This is a genomic window from Streptomyces sp. NPDC031100 (assembly GCF_055570785.1).
In genome coordinates this window covers 108,643-126,569 of sequence record NZ_JBVIGN010000009.1, presented here as the reverse complement: position 1 = coordinate 126,569, position 17,927 = coordinate 108,643, and the positions used below count along the sequence as shown (strand labels likewise).

General features: G+C 72.3%; 15 protein-coding genes. 14 read left to right on the top strand and 1 reads right to left on the bottom strand.

Features of this window, described 5'->3' with window-relative positions; genetic code table 11:
* Positions 1-348: 348 nt before the first annotated feature.
* The 7 genes from ssd to ACZ5DS_RS25155 all read left to right on the top strand — a co-directional run bounded on the left by ssd (position 349) and on the right by ACZ5DS_RS25155 (position 5,333).
* On the top strand, positions 349-1,455 hold the full coding sequence (gene ssd, locus ACZ5DS_RS25185; protein WP_468242443.1) for a septum site-determining protein Ssd: 1,107 nt from the start codon (positions 349-351) through the stop codon (positions 1,453-1,455).
* Positions 1,452-2,657, top strand: coding sequence for a TadA family conjugal transfer-associated ATPase (locus ACZ5DS_RS25180; RefSeq protein ID WP_468242439.1), 1,206 nt, complete (start codon positions 1,452-1,454; stop codon positions 2,655-2,657). The genes ssd and ACZ5DS_RS25180 overlap by 4 nt, the downstream gene beginning before the upstream one ends.
* 7 nt (positions 2,658-2,664) lie before the next feature.
* Positions 2,665-3,510 carry a type II secretion system F family protein gene (locus tag ACZ5DS_RS25175; protein WP_468242987.1) on the top strand — a complete coding sequence of 282 codons (846 nt, stop codon included), beginning with the start codon at positions 2,665-2,667 and terminating at the stop codon, positions 3,508-3,510.
* Complete coding sequence (locus ACZ5DS_RS25170; RefSeq protein ID WP_468242437.1) at positions 3,507-4,292, top strand: type II secretion system F family protein; 786 nt, start codon at positions 3,507-3,509, stop codon at positions 4,290-4,292. Before ACZ5DS_RS25175 ends, ACZ5DS_RS25170 begins: the two co-directional genes overlap by 4 nt.
* Before the next feature lie 81 nt (positions 4,293-4,373).
* Positions 4,374-4,574, top strand: coding sequence for a DUF4244 domain-containing protein (locus ACZ5DS_RS25165; protein WP_468242985.1), 201 nt, complete (start codon positions 4,374-4,376; stop codon positions 4,572-4,574).
* 22 nt (positions 4,575-4,596) lie between these two features.
* Positions 4,597-4,959 (top strand): TadE family type IV pilus minor pilin, encoded by a 363-nt coding sequence (locus tag ACZ5DS_RS25160; protein ID WP_468242435.1) that lies wholly within the window; start codon positions 4,597-4,599, stop codon positions 4,957-4,959.
* Complete coding sequence (locus ACZ5DS_RS25155) at positions 4,956-5,333, top strand: Rv3654c family TadE-like protein (protein WP_468242432.1); 378 nt, start codon at positions 4,956-4,958, stop codon at positions 5,331-5,333. The genes ACZ5DS_RS25160 and ACZ5DS_RS25155 overlap by 4 nt, the downstream gene beginning before the upstream one ends.
* Before the next feature lie 74 nt (positions 5,334-5,407).
* Here ACZ5DS_RS25155 and ACZ5DS_RS25150 read toward each other — a convergent pair whose 3' ends face one another.
* Positions 5,408-7,876, bottom strand: coding sequence for a DEAD/DEAH box helicase (locus ACZ5DS_RS25150; protein ID WP_468242430.1), 2,469 nt, complete (start codon positions 7,874-7,876; stop codon positions 5,408-5,410).
* Positions 7,877-7,958: 82 nt separating this feature from the next.
* Between ACZ5DS_RS25150 and bldG the strand changes: the two genes are divergently transcribed.
* The 7 genes from bldG to topA all read left to right on the top strand — a co-directional run bounded on the left by bldG (position 7,959) and on the right by topA (position 17,892).
* Positions 7,959-8,300, top strand: coding sequence for an anti-sigma factor antagonist BldG (gene bldG, locus ACZ5DS_RS25145; RefSeq protein WP_010986038.1), 342 nt, complete (start codon positions 7,959-7,961; stop codon positions 8,298-8,300).
* Between the two features lie 157 nt (positions 8,301-8,457).
* On the top strand, positions 8,458-8,895 hold the full coding sequence (locus ACZ5DS_RS25140; RefSeq protein ID WP_468242426.1) for an ATP-binding protein: 438 nt from the start codon (positions 8,458-8,460) through the stop codon (positions 8,893-8,895).
* 296 nt (positions 8,896-9,191) lie between these two features.
* Positions 9,192-11,597: a sodium-translocating pyrophosphatase gene (locus tag ACZ5DS_RS25135; protein WP_468242424.1), complete on the top strand. Its 2,406-nt coding sequence runs from the start codon at positions 9,192-9,194 to the stop codon at positions 11,595-11,597.
* A 231-nt stretch (positions 11,598-11,828) separates the two neighbouring features.
* Complete coding sequence (locus ACZ5DS_RS25130) at positions 11,829-12,452, top strand: small secreted protein (protein WP_468242421.1); 624 nt, start codon at positions 11,829-11,831, stop codon at positions 12,450-12,452.
* Positions 12,453-12,568: 116 nt separating this feature from the next.
* Complete coding sequence (locus ACZ5DS_RS25125) at positions 12,569-14,098, top strand: DUF7059 domain-containing protein (protein WP_468242419.1); 1,530 nt, start codon at positions 12,569-12,571, stop codon at positions 14,096-14,098.
* A 501-nt stretch (positions 14,099-14,599) separates the two neighbouring features.
* On the top strand, positions 14,600-14,797 hold the full coding sequence (locus ACZ5DS_RS25120; RefSeq protein WP_468242416.1) for a hypothetical protein: 198 nt from the start codon (positions 14,600-14,602) through the stop codon (positions 14,795-14,797).
* 257 nt (positions 14,798-15,054) lie between these two features.
* Complete coding sequence (topA, locus tag ACZ5DS_RS25115; RefSeq protein ID WP_468242413.1) at positions 15,055-17,892, top strand: type I DNA topoisomerase; 2,838 nt, start codon at positions 15,055-15,057, stop codon at positions 17,890-17,892.
* Positions 17,893-17,927 lie beyond the last annotated feature (35 nt).

Sequence of the window (17,927 nt, the reverse complement as noted above, 5' to 3'; positions counted from 1 at the left end):
GCACCTTCGGCATGTGCATGATTGGTTACTCGCGGTAATCGCTGGACTGCTCTGTGGAAGTCGCACAGGGGCAGGTACAGACGTCACCGGTATGGGTGACAGCGATATTCACAACCGCTGAGTTGTCCACGGTTTTCGACCAAGATCCACACGATTTCCCGGTTCGCTGCACCGTGATTCCTGCGCGCTCCGACCGCGGCGAGTTCATGGCCGGTTCCCATTGCCGGGGCGTGTATGGCCGGTTCCTATCGGCCGTTCATATGGAGGCCGCTTTGCCGGTTCTTCACACCTTTGGGAATCGCGTGGCCGCCGAGGCTGCGCGGAACACACAGCGAAGGGGGACCACACGTGACCGGAACCGTCACCCATGACCCGCCGCCCGCCACCGGAGGCCGGCCGGGACGGCCGCTCATCGTCACCGAGGACGCCGAACTCCTCGACGATCTGCTGCGCCTGTGCGCGGCCGCGGGCGCCACACCGGAGGTCCATCACGGCCTGCCGGAGCACGGAGGTGGCTGGGAAGCGGCCCCGCTCGTCCTGGTCGGCGACGACGCCGCCCGCCGGGTGCGCGGGGCCGCGCGACGGCGCGGAGTGGTGCTGGTCGGCCGCGACCAGGACGACTCCGGGGTGTGGAAAAGAGCCGTCCAGATCGGCGCCGACCACGTCCTGATGCTGCCCGACGGCGAGCAGTGGCTGGTCGACCGGATCGCGGACGTCGCCGAGGGCGTGGGCCGGCCCGCCCTCACCGTGGGGGTGATCGGCGGCCGGGGCGGGGCCGGCTCGTCCACGTTGGCCTGCGCGCTCGCTGTCACCTCCGCGCGCGAGGGCCTGCGCACCCTCCTCGTGGACGCCGATCCGCTGGGCGGCGGACTCGACGTACTCCTCGGCGGCGAGAGCGCCGAGGGGCTGCGCTGGCCCGCCTTCGCCGCCTCGCGCGGCAGGGTCGGCGGCGGCGCCCTGGAGGAGTCGCTTCCCGAGCTGCACTCGCTGCGGGTGCTCAGCTGGGACCGCGGCGACTGCGTCGCGATCCCGCCCCAGGCCGTGCGCGCGGTGCTCGCCGCCGCCAGGCGGCGCGGCGGCACGGTCGTGGTCGATCTCCCGCGCCGCCTGGACGACGGGGTTGCCGAAGCCCTCGCCCAGCTCGACCTGGCACTCCTGGTCGTCCCGGCCGAACTGCGCGCGGTCGCGGCAGCAGGCCGGGTGGCCTCGGCGGTCGGCATGGTCGTACGGGACCTGCGCGTGGCGGTCCGGGGGCCGTACGCGCCCGGCCTCGACGACCGCGAGGTGGCCCGGCTGCTCGGCCTCCCTCTGGCCGGAGCGGTGCCCGTCGAGCCGGCGCTGCTGCGCCCGCAGGGGAGCACGAAACCGCCCGGCGCGACGGGACGCGGCCCCCTGGCCCGCTTCTGCACCACGTTCTGGGAGCAGGCCCTGGTCGAGGCGGGAGGCGCGCGATGACGCTCCCCGGACTGGACCGGGCCGACGGCGCGGCCCTGCTCGACGGAGTCCGCCGCCGACTGGCCGAGAGCGGCGCCGAACCCACACCCGCGCGCGTGGCCCAGGCACTGCGCGAACAGGGCCGGGTGCTGGGTGATGCCGAAGTCCTCGGCGCGGCCGAGCAGTTGCGGTCCGAACTCGTCGGCGCCGGCCCCCTGGAGCCGCTGCTCGCCGACCCGAGCATCACCGACGTCCTCGTGTCCGCCCCGGACCGGGTGTGGGTGGACCGCGGCGGCGGCCTGGAACCGACCCGGGTGACCTTCCCCGACGCGGCAGCCGTACGACGCCTCGCACAGCGGCTGGCCGCCGTGGCCGGACGCCGGCTGGACGACGCGCGGCCCTGGGCGGACGCGCGGCTGCCCGACGGGACCCGGCTGCACGCCGTGCTGCCCCCGGTGGCCGTCGGCTGCACCTGTCTGTCCCTGCGGGTGGTACGACCCCGGGCGTTCACCCTGGAGGAACTGGTCGACGCGGGCACCGTGCCGCCGGGCGGGGACCGGATCCTGCGGGCGCTGCTGGCGGCCCGGCTCTCCTTCCTCGTCAGCGGCGGCACCGGCAGCGGCAAGACGACCCTGCTGAGCGCCCTGCTCGGCCTCGTCGGGCCCGGCGAGCGGATCGTGCTCGCCGAGGACTCGGCAGAGCTGAGACCGGAACACCCCCACGTCGTACGGCTGGAGACGCGGCCCGCGAACCAGGAGGGCGCCGGCCTGGTCACCCTGGAGGACCTCGTCCGGCAGGCGCTGCGGATGCGGCCCGACCGGCTGGTCGTGGGCGAGGTGCGCGGCCCCGAGGTGGTGCATCTGCTGGCCGCGCTCAACACCGGCCACGAGGGCGGCTGCGGCACCGTGCACGCCAACACGGCCGCCGACGTACCGGCCCGTCTGGAAGCGCTCGGCACGGCGGCCGGGCTCGACCGGGCCGCGCTGCACAGCCAGTTGGCGGCCGCGCTGTCGGTGGTCCTCCACCTCGTACGGGACCGGTCCGGGCGGCGCCGGATCGCCGAGGTGCACGTGCTGGAGCGGGATACCTCGGGGCTGGTGCGGACGGTGCCGGCACTGCGGTGGGGCGCGCGGGTCTTTGCCCGGGAGCGCGGCTGGGAGCGGCTGCGGGAGCTGCTGCGCGGTGAGTTCGAGAGCGAGAGGAGCGACGGAAGTGAGCACTGAGACGTCCATGGGTGCGGCGGTGGCCTGTGCCGGAGCCGCGGCCTGGCTGCTGGGCGGACGGCACTACGGGATGCGGCGCGCGCGTCTGCTGCTGGCCGGCGGCGGAGTGGTGACGACCGGGCCGCCCTCCTGGGAGCAGGCCGTCGACGAACTGCGGCGGCTGCGCGGCCGGTTGGGTGCCGAATGGTGGTCCCTCGCGGCCGGGCTGCTGCTCGCCCTGCTGGGTGCCTCGGTGATTCCGGCCGTCGCGGGGGCGGCCGGGGTGCCGGTGCTGCGCCGGATGCGGCTGGCCCGGCAGGCCGGGCGGGCCCGGGAGAGGCGCGCGGACGCGGTGATCGTCCTGTGCGGGGCGCTCGCCGGGGAGGTGCGAGCGGGACGGCAGCCCGGTGAGGCGCTGCTGCGGGCCGCGCAGGACTCCGGCGGGCTGGGGGACGCACAGCCGGCGGTGGTCGCGGCCGCGCGGTTCGGCGGGGACGTGCCGGGCGCGCTGGCCGTCGCGGCCCGGCAGTCGGGCGCCGAGGGGTTGCTGGGGCTCGCCGCCTGCTGGCGCGTGGCCGTGGACCAGGGCGCCGGGCTGGCCGCAGGCCTCGACCGCCTGGACGCGGCCCTGCGGGCCGAACGGGACCAGCGTGCCGATCTGCGCGCCCAGTTGGCGGGCGCCCGGGCGACGGCACTGCTGCTCGCCGCACTGCCCGCTCTCGGGCTGCTGCTCGGCTCGGCCATGGGCGCCGACCCGCTGCGAGTGCTGCTGCACAGCGGAGCGGGGCTGGGCTGCCTGGTGGCCGGAGCGGTGTTCGAGGCAGCCGGGATGTGGTGGGTCGCCCGGATCGTACGGGGAGCTGAGGCGGTATGAGCGGGGACGTCGTCCACAGGTTGGGGATGTCCGTGGCCGTCGTGCCGGCCCTCGGCTGGACGGTCTGGCGTCTGGACCTGGTCCGGCGGCGGCGCCGGGCGCGACGCCGGGTGGCCGAACTGCTGGCCCTGGAGACGACCGGCTCCGCGCCGTCCTTCGACCTCGCGGGCGCGGTACGGCGGTGGGGGCCCCTGGCCGGAGCGGTCTGCGGTGTGTGGGTGCTGGTCGGCGGGGTGGCCGGCGCGGTCGTCGGGCTCGGTGTCGCCGCGGGGCTGTGGCGATGGCGGCGCCGACAGGCACAGGCCCGCCTGTCCCAGGAGATCGACAGGGGACTGGCCGTCCGCCAATTCCCGCTCGCCGCCGATCTGCTGGCGGCCTGCATCGCGGCTGGCGCCGGGCCGGTGATCGCGGCGCAGGCGGTCGGGGAGGCCCTCGGCGGACCCGTCGGGGACGCGCTGGCACGGGGCGCGGCCGAGGTGCGGCTCGGCGGTGAACCGGCGGACGCCTGGCGAGGGTTGGCCGCACTGCCCGGCGCCGGGGCCCTGGCCCGGCTGCTGGAGCGGGCCGACGCGTCGGGGTTGCCCGCGGCGGGGCCCGTCGCCCGTCTCGCCTCGGACGCGCGCGCGGAGTGGGCACGCAACGCCACGTCCCGGGCGCGCCGGGCGGCCGTGCTGGTCTCCGCGCCGGTGGGGCTGTGCTTCCTGCCCGCGTTCATCGCGATCGGCGTGCTGCCCGTGGTGATCGGACTGGCGAGCGGCGTGGTGGGAGGGGGTGGGGACTGACGGGGCGACGCAGGGCGCAACTGAAGCGGACATCGGCCAACAGAGCTGGAACGAACGGAGTTTGAGGTGCGGAACATCAAGATGCGGGACAAGGCCGCGAAGCTGTGGGTGCGCCTGCGGGAGCGGTGCCGCGGGGACGCGGGAATGGTGACCTCGGAATACGCGATGGGGATCGTCGCGGCGGTCGGGTTCGCGTTGCTGCTCTACGAGGTTGTCACCAGCGGCCAGGTCAAGGCGGAGCTGCAGGCCATCGTGAAGCGAGCCCTCAGTGCGCGGATGTGAGCGAGGGGCGGACCATGGGTTCGTGACCGCGGAGTCGGCCGTGGTGCTGTCCGTGCTGGTGGCGTTCACCATGGCGCTGGTCTGGGGACTGCTCGTCGTGGCGGCGCAGATCCAGTGCGTGGACGCCGCCCGCACGGGCGCCCGGGCCGCCGCCCGGCAGGACCCGGCCGACGCGGTGGTGGAGGTGACCCGGGAGGCGGCCCCGCGCGGGGCGCGGGTGACGGTCGGCCGGGAGGGTGACCAGGTCCGGGTGACGGTGGTGGCCGAGCCGCCGGTGCTGACCGGGTTGCCGTTCGAGGTGCGGGAGGAGGCCGTGGCGGCTGCGGAGGACGCAGTCGGGGCGGGCCCGGGTACGGCTGCGGGGACTGGGGAGGTGGGGCCGTGAAGTGCCGTCGGCGGGACTTTCGGGGCTCGGACCGCGGGTCGGCCACCATCTGGAGCCTCGGGGCGATCGCCGTGCTCTGTGTCGTCTTCGGTGCCGTGCTCGCCCTGGGGCAGGCCGTCGTCGTCCGGCACCGGGCGGCCGGGGGCGCCGATCTGGCGGCGCTCGCGGCGGCGGACCACTGGGCCGAGGGCGGTGCGCAGGCCTGCGCCCGGGCGGAGCGGGTGGCGGCCGCCCAGGGGGCTCGGCTGGTGCGGTGCGTGATCGTGGGCGAGACCTCGGATGTGACGGCGGCCGCGGGGCGGGGGCCGTTCGCGGCGGAGGTCAGGGCCAGAGCGGGGCCGGCGGGACCGGTGCCGTCCGCCCTTCCGGGCTAGGCCCCTGTACCGGGATGTGCCACGGGTTGGGCAGGCCCTCTCCGCCCGGGACCCTGCCCCGGTTGCCGCACAGCTCAGCCCTGGTCCGGCTCCTGCTGCGGCGCCTCCCGCAACAGCACCGTGAGGAGCCGTACCGCCCCCCTCTTGTGCAACGGATCGTTGCCGTTGCCGCACTTGGGGGACTGGATGCAGGAAGGACAGCCGGACTCGCACTCGCAGGAGGCGATGGCCTCCCGGGTGGCGGCCAGCCAGGCGCGTGCGGTGTGGAAGGCGCGCTCGGCGAAGCCCGCTCCGCCGGGGTGGCCGTCGTAGACGAAGACCGTGGGCAGGAGCGTGTCGGGGTGGAGCGGGACCGACACGCCGCCGATGTCCCAGCGGTCGCAGGTGGCGAAGAGGGGCAGCATGCCGATCGAGGCGTGCTCGGCGGCGTGCAGGGAGCCGCCGAGGATCTCCGGGGTGATCCGTGCCTCGTCCAGCTGGTCCTCGGTGACCGTCCACCACACCGCGCGCGTGCGCAGCGTTCGAGGAGGGAGGTCGAGTTTCGTCTCGCCCAGCACTTCGCCCGTGATGAGTCGTCTGCGCAGGAAGGAGACCACTTGGTTGGTGACCTCGACGGAGCCGTAGCAGAGGCGGCCCGTGCCCCAGGGCACCTCGATGTCCGTCTCCAGGACGGAGATGGACGTGGTGTCGCGGGCGACCGTCGAGTACGGGGGGTCGGCCTGCTCGACCAGGGCGACCGAGTCCTCCAGGTCGAGGGAGCGCACCAGGTAGGTGCGGCCCTGGTGCAGGTGCACCGCGCCCTCGTGGACCGTGGAGTGCGCGGCGCCCGCGTCGACCGTACCGAGCAGGCGGCCCGTGCCCTCTTCGACGACCTGCACCGGCCGTCCGCCGGCGCCGCGGATGTCGGTCAGGTCGGCGGCCCGCTCCCGGCGCGTCCAGTGCCACGCCTTCGTCCGGCGGCGCAGCAGCTTCGCGGCCTCCAGCTGCGGCAGCAGCTCCGCGCAGGCGGGGCCGAAGAGGTCCAGGTCCTCCTCGGTCAGCGGGATCTCGGCGGCGGCGGCGCACAGATGCGGGGCGAGGACGTAGGGGTTGTCGGGGTCGAGGACGGTGGACTCGACCGGTTGGTCGAACAGGGCTTCGGGGTGGTGGACGAGGAAGGTGTCCAGTGGGTCGTCGCGGGCCACCAGCACCGCGAGTGCGCCCTGCCCGGAGCGGCCGGCGCGGCCCGCCTGCTGCCACAGGGAGGCGCGTGTGCCCGGATACCCGGCGATCACCACCGCGTCCAGGCCGGAGACGTCCACGCCCAGCTCCAGGGCCGTCGTGGCGGCGAGGCCGAGAAGTTCGCCGGAGTGCAGGGCGCGCTCCAGGGCCCGGCGTTCCTCGGGCAGGTAGCCGCCGCGGTAGGCCGCGACACGCCGGACCAGGGAGCGGTCTACCTCGGCCAGCCGCTCCTGGGCGATCACCGAGATCAGCTCGGCGCCGCGCCGGGAGCGGACGAAGGCGACCGAGCGGACGCCCTGCACGGTGAGGTCGGTCAGCAGGTCGGCGGTCTCGGCGGTGGCGGTACGCCGTACGGGTGCACCCTTCTCGCCGTGCAGCTCGGTGAGCGGGGGCTCCCAGAGGGCGAAGACGAGTTCTCCGCGCGGGGAGGCGTCGTCGGCGACCTCGACCACCGGCAGGCCGGTCAGCCGACGGGCGGCGACGGCGGGCTCGGCGGCGGTCGCGGAGGCCAGCAGGAACACGGGGGAGGCGCCGTAGCGGGCGCACAGGCGGCGCAGCCGGCGCAGCACCTGGGCGACGTGCGAGCCGAAGACACCCCGGTAGGTGTGGCACTCGTCGATGACGACGTACTTGAGCGTCTTCAGGAAGGAGGACCAGCGGGCGTGTGAGGGCAGTATGCCGCGGTGCAGCATGTCGGGGTTGGTGAGGACGTAGTTCGCGTACTGGCGGATCCACTCGCGTTCCTCGAACGGGGTGTCGCCGTCGTAGACGGCCGGGCGTACCGCCGAGCCGAGAGGTTGTGAAAGTTCCTTCACCGAACGGCACTGGTCCGCGGCGAGGGCCTTGGTGGGGGCGAGGTAGAGGGCGGTGGCGCCACGGCCGTTGGGAGCCTCGGAGCCGTCCAGGAGGGTCGACAGGACCGGCACGAGGTAGGCGAGGGACTTGCCCGAGGCGGTGCCGGTGGCGACGACCACCGAGTCGCCGTCCAGGGCGTGCTCGGCGGCCAGCGCCTGGTGGGCCCAGGGGTGCTCGATGCCGGCCCCCTGCACGGCCGCGATCACCTCCGGGCGAATCCGGTCAGGCCAGACGGCATGCCGACCCTCGCGCGGGGGCAAGTGCTCCGTATGAGTGATGCGCGCGGAGCGGCTCGGTCCCGAGGCGAGCCGGTCCAGGACGGTGCCCGGAGACGGGCGGGACGCCGGGCCCGCCAGGGGTCGATCGGATCGGTGATTCTTGGCCATCGGCACTGAGTCTGTCACCGGCGTGACGGACAATGGGGCCAAGGCGTCGTGCACGCCTGCCGGTAAGTGATTGAATGCCATCGCGGCTGGCGATGCGTCTTGGGGGCCGCAAGCCGAGGTGTCCCGAGGGGCGACCGCTCGATAGCAAGGTGCTGGAGGATCCGTGGACCTGTCCCTGTCGACCCGTACCGTCGGCGATCGTACGGTCGTCGAGGTCGGTGGCGAAATCGATGTATACACCGCGCCCAAGCTGCGCGAGCAGCTGGTCGAGCTGGTGAACGACGGGAATTTCCACCTCGTCGTCGACATGGAGGGCGTGGACTTCCTCGACTCCACCGGGCTCGGCGTGCTGGTCGGAGGCCTGAAGCGGGTGCGTGCCCACGAGGGCTCGCTGCGCCTGGTCTGCAACCAGGAGCGCATTCTGAAGATCTTCCGCATCACCGGCCTCACCAAGGTGTTCCCGATCCACACCTCGGTCGAGGAAGCGGTGGCGGCCACCGACTGACCCCGGGCCGGTCGCCGGGTCCGGACCGCCCATCGGTCCGGACACCGGTCGGCTCAGCCCCGGGCGGGTTCGTCCGGGGCCCAGAAGTTCATCAGGGGTGCGGGCTCTCGGCGCCCGCCGCCCCCGAACCGCACGCCCGTAGTCGCGAGGGGGATGCATGGCCACCGTCGAACTCCGCTTCAGCGCGCTGCCCGAGCACGTCCGGACCGCCCGGCTGGTGGCGGCAGCGGTGGCGCGCAGGGCCGGAGTGGACGAGGCCGTCCTGGACGAGGTCCGGCTCGCCGTGGGCGAGGCCTGCTCGCGTGCTGTCGGACTGCACCAGAGCAACGCCATCACGGCACCCGTGAAGGTGGCGCTGATCGAGGAGGAGAAACAGTTCTCCATCGAGGTCGGCGACGAGGCCCCGCACGCCACCCCCGCCGAGCGGGTGGCCGGCGGTGCCGCCGCGGACGCGGACGTGGAGGCCGAGGAGGACGAGATGGGCCTCGCGGTCATCAGCGGCCTCGTGGACGACGTGGAGGTCACCACGGGCGAGAGCGGCGGGCTGATCCGCATGAGCTGGCCCACCGCCCCGCCGGCCGCGGCACTCGCCTGAACCCCCGCGCACAGCGCATCGAAGGGCCCTGCTGAGCAGGGCCCTTCCTGCTGTTTCCGGCCGTCCCCGAATTCGTGAAGGAATTCACGATCGATAGGCTGATAATTCGATCAAGCGTCAATGTGGCCGTCAATGCCTTTGGGGCATTACCCTTTTCGGGTTCCCTGGCGTGACCTCGATCATTTGCTGAAGAGCACAACGAGGCCAAATCCGTTTACCGTGCCCTGTTTAGATCACCGTCGGGTACCTACAATCCGTCCACATCTTGAGCTCAGCCCAAGCGTCAAGGAGGACGAATGGCGGGGCTTTCTACCCCTCATCAGTTGGGCCAACCCACAACCTTCGCAGCCGCAGTCCTGACCGACGACAACCGGATCATCGTGGCGGTGATCGCGGCCGTCGCCCTGGCCGCGCTCGTGGTCGCGGGCGTCCTGGTGCGTCAGGTGCTGGCAGCGGGCGAGGGCACCGACAGCATGAAGCGGATCGCCGAGGCGGTCCAGGAGGGAGCCAAGGCGTATCTCGCCCGGCAGCTGCGCACGCTCGGCGTATTCGCCGTCGTCGTCTTCTTCCTGCTCATGCTGCTACCCGCGGACGACTGGAATCAGCGGGCCGGACGATCGGTGTTCTTCCTGATCGGAGCGGTGTTCTCGGCGGCCACCGGTTATATCGGCATGTGGCTTGCCGTGCGCAGCAACGTGCGGGTCGCGGCGGCGGCACGGGAAGCCACCCCCGGCCCGGGCGAACCGGCAAAGGATCTCACCACCGTTTCACACACCGCGATGAAGATCGCATTTCGCACGGGCGGCGTCGTCGGCATGTTCACGGTCGGGCTCGGCCTGCTGGGCGCCTCTTGTGTGGTGCTGGTGTACGCGGCCGACGCGCCGAAGGTGCTCGAGGGCTTCGGCCTCGGCGCCGCCCTGATCGCCATGTTCATGCGTGTGGGCGGCGGCATCTTCACCAAGGCCGCCGACGTCGGCGCCGACCTGGTCGGCAAGGTCGAACAGGGCATTCCGGAGGACGACCCGCGCAATGCCGCGACCATCGCCGACAACGTGGGCGACAACGTCGGCGACTGCGCCGGCATGGCGGCCGACCTGTTCGAGTCGTACGCCGTCACTCTGGTGGCCGCGCTGATCCTCGGCAAGGCCGCCTTCGGCGACTCCGGGCTCGCCTTCCCGCTGCTGGTGCCCGGCATCGGTGTGCTCACCGCCATGATCGGCATCTTCGCGGTCGCCCCGCGACGCGCCGACCGCAGCGGCATGACGGCGATCAACCGCGGCTTCTTCATCTCCGCGGTGATCTCCCTCGCACTGGTCGCGATCGCGGTCTTCGTCTACCTGCCCGGGAAGTACTCCGACCTCGACGGCGTCACCGACGCGGCGATCCGGGGCAAGGACGGCGATCCGCGGCTCCTCGCGCTGGTCGCGGTGGCCATCGGCATCCTGCTCGCCGCCGTGATCCAGCAGCTGACCGGCTACTTCACCGAGACCAACCGCCGCCCGGTCCGGGACGTCGGCAAGACCTCCCTCACGGGCCCGGCCACGGTCGTCCTGTCCGGCATCTCGCTGGGCCTTGAATCGGCCGTCTACACCGCCCTGCTCATCGGTCTCGGCGTGTACGGCGCGTTCCTGCTCGGCGGTACGTCGATCATGCTGGCGCTGTTCGCGGTCGCGCTGGCCGGCACCGGTCTGCTCACCACGGTCGGCGTGATCGTCGCCATGGACACCTTCGGGCCGGTCTCCGACAACGCCCAGGGCATCGCCGAGATGTCCGGCGACGTCGAGGGCGCGGGCGCGCAGGTGCTCACCAACCTGGACGCGGTCGGCAACACCACCAAGGCCATCACCAAGGGCATCGCCATCGCCACCGCCGTCCTCGCGGCCTCGGCGCTCTTCGGGTCGTACCGGGACGCGATCACCACCAACGTGCGGGACGTCGGGGCGAAGCTCACCGGGCCCGGCTCACCGATGAGCCTGTCGCTGGACATCTCGCAGCCCAACAACCTGGTCGGCCTCATCGCGGGCGCCGCGGTCGTCTTCCTCTTCTCCGGACTCGCCATCAACGCCGTGTCGCGCTCGGCCGGTTCGGTGGTCTTCGAGGTGCGGCGGCAGTTCCGCGAGAAGCCCGGGATCATGGACTTCACGGAGAAGCCCGAGTACGGCAAGGTCGTCGACATCTGCACCAGGGACGCCCTGCGGGAGCTGGCCACGCCCGGTCTGCTGGCCGTCATGGCGCCGATCTTCATCGGGTTCACCCTCGGCGTCGGCGCGCTCGGTTCGTACCTCGCGGGCGCGATCGGCGCGGGCACGCTGATGGCGGTGTTCCTCGCCAACTCCGGCGGTGCCTGGGACAACGCCAAGAAGCTGGTGGAGGACGGCCATCACGGCGGCAAGGGCAGCGAGGCCCACGCGGCCACGGTCATCGGTGACACGGTCGGCGACCCCTTCAAGGACACCGCGGGGCCGGCGATCAACCCACTGCTGAAGGTCATGAACCTGGTCTCGCTGCTCATCGCGCCCGCAGTGATCAAGTTTTCTTACGGCGCGGACAAGAACATCGGCGTGCGCATCGGGATCGCGATCCTCGCGCTCGTGGTGATCGTCGTGTCCGTGTACATCTCCAAGCGACGCGGCATCGCGGTCGGTGACGACGAGAGTGCCGGGCGGGTCTCCAACTCGGCCGATCCGGCGGTGGTTTCGTAGGCCGTCTTACGAGGGCCTGCACAACGGGCGGGCGGGAGGCGCGTGCTGACGTGCCGCCCGCCCGCTTCCGTATGTCTTCCCTGCACGGGCTCGCCTGGGCCTTCCCTGTGTGGGCTCGCCCACGTCGTGAGCCTTCTCTCCCATGGGGCAAAACGTCACAAAAGCTGACTTATGAGGCGTCCGTCATGGGGGGGCGTCGGTCCGCCGTGTAGATTCCGGGGGCCGAGAGCCATGGAAGGGACCGATCCGGTGAACAAGAAGCTCGCGGCCGCACTGTCCGGCGGTGCGGTACTGGTAGTGGCGCTGACGGGATGCAGCAGCAAGAAGGACAGCGGACCCGACCCCAAGCTGGTTGCCTGGGCCAAGACCGTGTGCGACGCGGTGCCCGCGCAGGACACGAAGATCCGGGCGGCGAACGCGTCGATCGCCAAGATCGCCACGGACAGCAACCTCCCGCCCAAGACCGCCAAGGCAACGTACTCGCAGGCCTTCCAGGACATGGCCGACGGGTACAAGGCGATCGCCGCCGCTCTCAGCAGCGCCGGGGCGCCCCCCGGGGTCGACGACGGCGCCAAGCGGCAGCAGGACGCCGCCAAGAACCTCGCCGGCCTCTCCACGGCGTACGCCGACCTGAAGAAGAAGGTCGACGCGCTCGACACCAAGGACCAGGGCAAGTTCGCCGGCGGTCTGCACGATGTCGCCACGCAGACGAAGGAGATCGGCCAGCAGAGCAACAGCGGCACCGAGGCGCTGAAGCGGCTGGAGCAGGGCGACGTCAAGGCGGCGATCGCCAAGCAGCCCAGCTGCCAGGTGGCCGCGTCGGCGGCGGCCTCGGCCTCGGCGACGAACAGCTGACGCCGTGAGGCCGCCGGCCGGCCCGTGCCGAGGCGGCCCATTCAGCCCCTTGTGGCTGCATGAAGCAGCCTCCGCGGGCCGTATCAGGCAGCCTCCGGCAGCCTCCGCGGGCCACAATGGGGGGCGTGACTGACACCGGCCTCGCCCCCCTGCCCGCCACCGACCGGCCCGACGTCGCCGCACGCCTGCGCGACGCCCTGCTCGCGGCTTCCTTCACCGCCGACGGGCTGCTCGACCTGCTCGGCGCCCCCGCCTACGCGGCGCTGGCCCGCAGCGAGACCGTGCCCGCCCTCCGGGCCACGCGCGGCGACGCGCCGCTGGAGACGCTCGTACGGCTCTTCCTGCTCCAGCAACCGGTGCCCCACGCGCGCGTGGCGGCCGTTCTGCCCGTCGAGGAGGCCCTCGAAGCCGGGTGGCTCGCGCGCGTGGGTGGCGACGAGGTGGCCGCGACCGTGGACGTACGGCCCTACGGCGGTCCCGGCGGCGAGGACTGGTTCATCGTGTCCGACCTGGGCTGCGCGGTCGGTGGCGCGGGAGGCATCGGCCGGCGCGACGAGGCGGTGGTGCTGGGCGTCGGCGGCGCCTCCACGACCCTTGCCGGCATCACCGTCCGTACGCCCGTCGCCTCGGCGCTCGACCTCGGCACCGGCTCCGGCATCCAGGCGCTGCACGCCTCCCAGCACGCCACGCGCGTGGTTGCCACCGACCTCAACCCGCGCGCGCTGCACATCACCGCGCTCACGCTCGCGCTCTCCGGCGTGCGGGCCGCCGACCTCCGCGAGGGCTCGCTGTTCGAGCCGGTCCGGGACGACGAGACGTTCGATCTGATCGTGTCCAACCCGCCCTTCGTGATCTCGCCGGGCGCCCGGCTGACGTACCGCGACGGTGGCATGGGCGGGGACGATCTGTGCCGCTCGCTCGTTCAAGGAGCGGGCGACCGCCTGAACGAGGGCGGGTTCGCGCAGTTCCTCGCCAACTGGCAGCACGTCGCAGGGGAGGACTGGCAGGACAGGCTCAGGTCATGGGTGCCGCGCGGGTGCGATGCCTGGATCGTGCAGCGCGAGGTGCAGGACATCACGCAGTACGCCGAGTTGTGGCTCAGGGACTCCGGCGACCACCGCGGCGATCCGGCGGAGTACCAGGCGCGGTACGACGCCTGGCTCGACGAGTTCGAGGCGCGCAAGGTCAGGGCCGTCGGCTTCGGTTGGATCACCCTGCGCAGGACCGGGGCCGCCGAGCCCTCGGTCACCGTGGAGGAGTGGCCGCACCCGGTCGAACAGCCGCTCGGCGAGGCGATCCGGGCGCACTTCGAGCGCCTCGACTTCCTGCGGGAGTACGACGACGCGGCTCTGCTCGAAGGCCACTTCAAGCTCGCCGCCGAGGTGGTTCAGGAGCAGGTCGGGCTGCCCGGCGCCGAGGACCCGGAGCATGTGGTGCTGCGTCAGCACCGCGGTATGCGCCGTGCGACGAAGGTGGACACGGTCGGTGCGGGTTTCGCGGGCGTGTGCGACGGCACGCTGAGCGCCGGCCGCATCCTGGATGCCATCGCCCAACTCGTCGGCGAGGACCCGGTGGTGCTGCGCGACCGCACGCCCGCGCAGATCCGGCTGCTGGTGGAGCAGGGCTTCCTGGAACCGGTGGTGTGAGGCGGGGTACGACGGCCGGGCCGCCGGGTGCCGTAGCCCGGCTGCCCGGGGCCGCCGTACCCGCGTCCGGATCGTTGCCGTGCGCCGCTGGCGTGGGCGGGCCGCGCCCTGCGTCGGAAGGACGGCGGCATGCCGGGGCCGCACCCGTGTCGGAGAGTCGGCGGGACGGCGGGCCGCACCCGCGTCGGACGGGCGGCGGCACGGTGGGCCGCACCTGTGAGCGGAGAGACGGCGGCACGGCGGGCCGCATCTGTGATCGGAAAGGCGGCGGCACGGCGGGTCTGCACGAGCCCCGGAAATCCGGCGGCGCGGGCGAGACGCGCCGGTGCGGGTAAAACGGCCGGAAAATTACGGGCGCCGGGCCGCGTCGAGCCATGTTCGAGGCTGCGTTCGATGGTGTGTCGACCTTCCGTTCACCCCGATGTCGCCCGCCCGTCTCCCGCGCGTGCCACCCTCCCCGCGCTGGGTACGGGCAGACGCCACAGAGGGGCGGGCGGGATCATGGAGAGCGGGCCGGCGATCTTCGCGGGAGTGGTGTTCGCCCTGTTCGGAGGCGCCCTGCTGGTGTGGGCCGGCACCCGGCTGCGCCGCCACGAGCCGGTCGCCCAGGGTGTGAGCCAGGTCGCATCGGCCACCCTTGCCGGCGCCGCCGGCGTCATCGCGCTGGGCCTCGGCGCCTACTGCCTCACCCGCCTCTGACGTCGGCGGGCGTACGGTCGTACGAGTAACTGGAGCATCACGCTCCGGACAGGGGCCGAAGAGTCGCGGAACACTCCGGGCGGCAGGAATGCCGGTAGTCGGGTTACCGTTCGAGTGGCCGTTGTGGGCTTTTCCCGTTTGACAACGGGGCGGGATGTACCGTCACACTCCGCAGCGTCACACGAGCCAGAAGCACGCCGCGACCCCGGGACCAAGGCCTGGGGAGGCCCCAGCGTCGACCGGAGAGAAGAGCGAAGTTGTCCCCGACCAGCGAGACCGCACAGGGCGGCCGCCGACTCGTCATCGTCGAGTCGCCTGCCAAGGCGAAGACGATCAAGGGCTACCTCGGCCCCGGCTACGTAGTCGAAGCGAGCGTCGGGCACATCCGTGACCTTCCCAACGGCGCCGCGGAGGTGCCCGAGAAGTACACCGGCGAGGTCCGCCGCCTCGGTGTGGACGTCGAACACGACTTCGAGCCGATCTATGTCGTCAACGCCGACAAGAAGGCCCAGGTCAAGAAGCTCAAGGACCTGCTGAAGGACTCCGACGAGCTCTTCCTCGCCACCGATGAGGACCGCGAGGGCGAGGCCATCGCGTGGCACCTGCTGGAGGTCCTGAAGCCCAAGGTCCCGGTCAAGCGCATGGTGTTCCACGAGATCACCAAGGAGGCGATCCGGGAGGCCGTCGCCAACCCGCGCGCCCTGAACCAGCGCATGGTCGACGCCCAGGAGACCCGCCGCATCCTCGACCGCCTCTACGGCTACGAGGTCTCGCCGGTGCTGTGGAAGAAGGTCATGCCGCGCCTGTCGGCGGGCCGTGTCCAGTCCGTCGCGACCCGGCTCGTCGTAGAGCGGGAACGCGAGCGCATCGCTTTTCGTTCGGCTGAGTACTGGGACCTGACGGGCACCTTCGCGACCGGCCGCGCGGGAGATCCGTCGGACCCGTCGTCGCTGGTCGCCCGCCTGCAGACCGTCGACGGCCGGCGGGTCGCGCAGGGCCGCGACTTCGACTCCCTGGGACAACTCAAGAGCGAGAACATCCTCCACCTCGACGAGGGGAACGCCCGCGCCCTCGCCGCCGCCCTGGAGAACACCCGGTTCTCGGTGCGGTCCGTCGAGTCCAAGCCGTACCGCCGCTCGCCGTACGCCCCGTTCCGTACGACGACGCTGCAGCAGGAGGCCAGCCGCAAGCTCGGCTTCGGCGCGAAGGCCACGATGCAGGTCGCGCAGAAGCTGTACGAGAACGGCTACATCACGTACATGCGTACGGACTCCACGACGCTGAGCGACACCGCGATCGCGGCCGCCCGTGCCCAGGTCACGCACCTGTATGGAGCCCAGTACCTGCCGGACGCGCCGCGCACGTACGCCGCCAAGGTCAAGAACGCCCAGGAGGCGCACGAGGCGATCCGTCCCTCGGGTGATCGTTTCCGCACCCCGGCGGAGACCGGCCTGACCGGTGACCAGTTCAAGCTCTACGAGCTGATCTGGAAGCGGACCGTCGCCTCCCAGATGAAGGACGCGACCGGGAACAGCGTGACCGTGAAGATCGGCGGCGCCGCCGCCGACGGCCGGGACGTCGAGTTCAGCGCCTCCGGCAAGACGATCACCTTCCACGGCTTCCTGAAGGCCTACGTCGAGGGCGCCGACGACCCGAACGCCGAGCTGGACGACCGCGAGCGTCGGCTGCCGCAGGTCGCCGAGGGCGACGCGCTGGCCGCCGAGGAGATCACGGTCGACGGCCACGCCACCAAGGCCCCGGCCCGCTACACCGAGGCCTCCCTGGTCAAGGAGCTGGAAGAGCGCGAGATCGGCCGCCCGTCGACGTACGCGTCGATCATCGGCACGATCCTCGACCGCGGCTACGTGTTCAAGAAGGGCACGGCCCTGGTGCCGTCCTTCCTGTCCTTCGCCGTGGTCAACCTCCTGGAGAAGCACTTCGGGCGGCTGGTCGACTACGACTTCACCGCCAAGATGGAGGACGACCTCGACCGCATCGCCCGCGGCGAGGCGCAGGCCGTGCCGTGGCTGAAGCGGTTCTACTTCGGCGAAGGCACGGTCACGGGCGGCGCGGCCGACGCCGGCAACGGCGACGGGGACCACCTCGGCGGCCTGAAGGAACTGGTCACCGACCTGGGCGCGATCGACGCGCGCGAGGTGTCCTCGTTCCCGGTGGGCAACGACATCGTGCTGCGGGTCGGCCGCTACGGCCCGTACATCGAGCGCGGCGAGAAGGACACCGAGCAGCACCAGCGCGCCGACATCCCGGCGGACCTGGCGCCGGACGAGCTGTCCGTCGAGCTGGCCGAGGAACTGCTGGCCAAGCCGAGCGGCGACTTCGAGCTGGGCACCGACCCGGCGACCGGGCACACGATCGTCGCCAAGGACGGCCGCTACGGTCCGTACGTCACGGAGGTCCTGCCCGAGGGCACCCCGAAGACGGGCAAGAACGCGGTCAAGCCGCGCACCGCCTCCCTCTTCAAGTCCATGTCGCCGGACACGGTGACCCTCGAGGACGCGCTGAAGCTGATGTCGCTGCCGCGCGTCGTCGGCACCGACGCCGACGGTGTGGAGATCACCGCGCAGAACGGCCGCTACGGCCCGTACCTGAAGAAGGGCACGGACTCGCGCTCGCTGCAGTCCGAGGACCAGATCTTCACGATCACGCTGGAGGAGGCGCAGGCGATCTACGCCCAGCCGAAGCAGCGCGGGCGGGCCGCCGCCAAGCCGCCGCTGAAGGAGCTGGGCGAGGACCCGGTCTCCGCCAAGCCGGTCGTGGTCAAGGACGGCCGCTTCGGTCCGTACGTCACCGACGGCGAGACCAACGCGACCCTGCGTTCCGGCGACAGTGTGGAAACGATCACTCCGGAGCGCGGCTTCGAGCTCCTCGCCGAGAAGCGGGCGAAGGCGCCCGCCAAGAAGACGGCGAAGAAGGCCCCGGCCAAGAAGGCGGCTCCGGCGAAGAAGACCGCCGCGGCTGCCAAGAAGACGGCGGCGAAGAAGACGACCGCGGCCGCGAAGAAGACCACGGCGAAGAAGACGACGGCCAAGAAGGCGACGGCTTCCAAGGCGACGGCTTCCGGCGCGGAGGACTGACGCGGGTGCCGGACCGGCACCCGGTCCGGCACCGC

What these genes read in the sequence shown, in the direction of transcription:
- ACZ5DS_RS25125 (WP_468242419.1), top strand. Translation starts at nt 12,569, where the DNA reads ATGGGGGGCGTGACTGACACCGGCCTCGCCCCCCTGCCCGCCACCGAC.
- ACZ5DS_RS25170 (WP_468242437.1), top strand. Translation starts at nt 3,507, where the DNA reads ATGAGCGGGGACGTCGTCCACAGGTTGGGGATGTCCGTGGCCGTCGTG.
- ACZ5DS_RS25130 (WP_468242421.1), top strand. Translation starts at nt 11,829, where the DNA reads ATGGAAGGGACCGATCCGGTGAACAAGAAGCTCGCGGCCGCACTGTCC.
- ACZ5DS_RS25180 (WP_468242439.1), top strand. Translation starts at nt 1,452, where the DNA reads ATGACGCTCCCCGGACTGGACCGGGCCGACGGCGCGGCCCTGCTCGAC.
- ACZ5DS_RS25175 (WP_468242987.1), top strand. Translation starts at nt 2,665, where the DNA reads ATGGGTGCGGCGGTGGCCTGTGCCGGAGCCGCGGCCTGGCTGCTGGGC.
- ACZ5DS_RS25165 (WP_468242985.1), top strand. Translation starts at nt 4,374, where the DNA reads ATGCGGGACAAGGCCGCGAAGCTGTGGGTGCGCCTGCGGGAGCGGTGC.
- ACZ5DS_RS25150 (WP_468242430.1), bottom strand. Translation starts at nt 7,876, where the DNA reads ATGGCATTCAATCACTTACCGGCAGGCGTGCACGACGCCTTGGCCCCA.
- ACZ5DS_RS25120 (WP_468242416.1), top strand. Translation starts at nt 14,600, where the DNA reads ATGGAGAGCGGGCCGGCGATCTTCGCGGGAGTGGTGTTCGCCCTGTTC.
- ACZ5DS_RS25140 (WP_468242426.1), top strand. Translation starts at nt 8,458, where the DNA reads ATGGCCACCGTCGAACTCCGCTTCAGCGCGCTGCCCGAGCACGTCCGG.
- ACZ5DS_RS25135 (WP_468242424.1), top strand. Translation starts at nt 9,192, where the DNA reads ATGGCGGGGCTTTCTACCCCTCATCAGTTGGGCCAACCCACAACCTTC.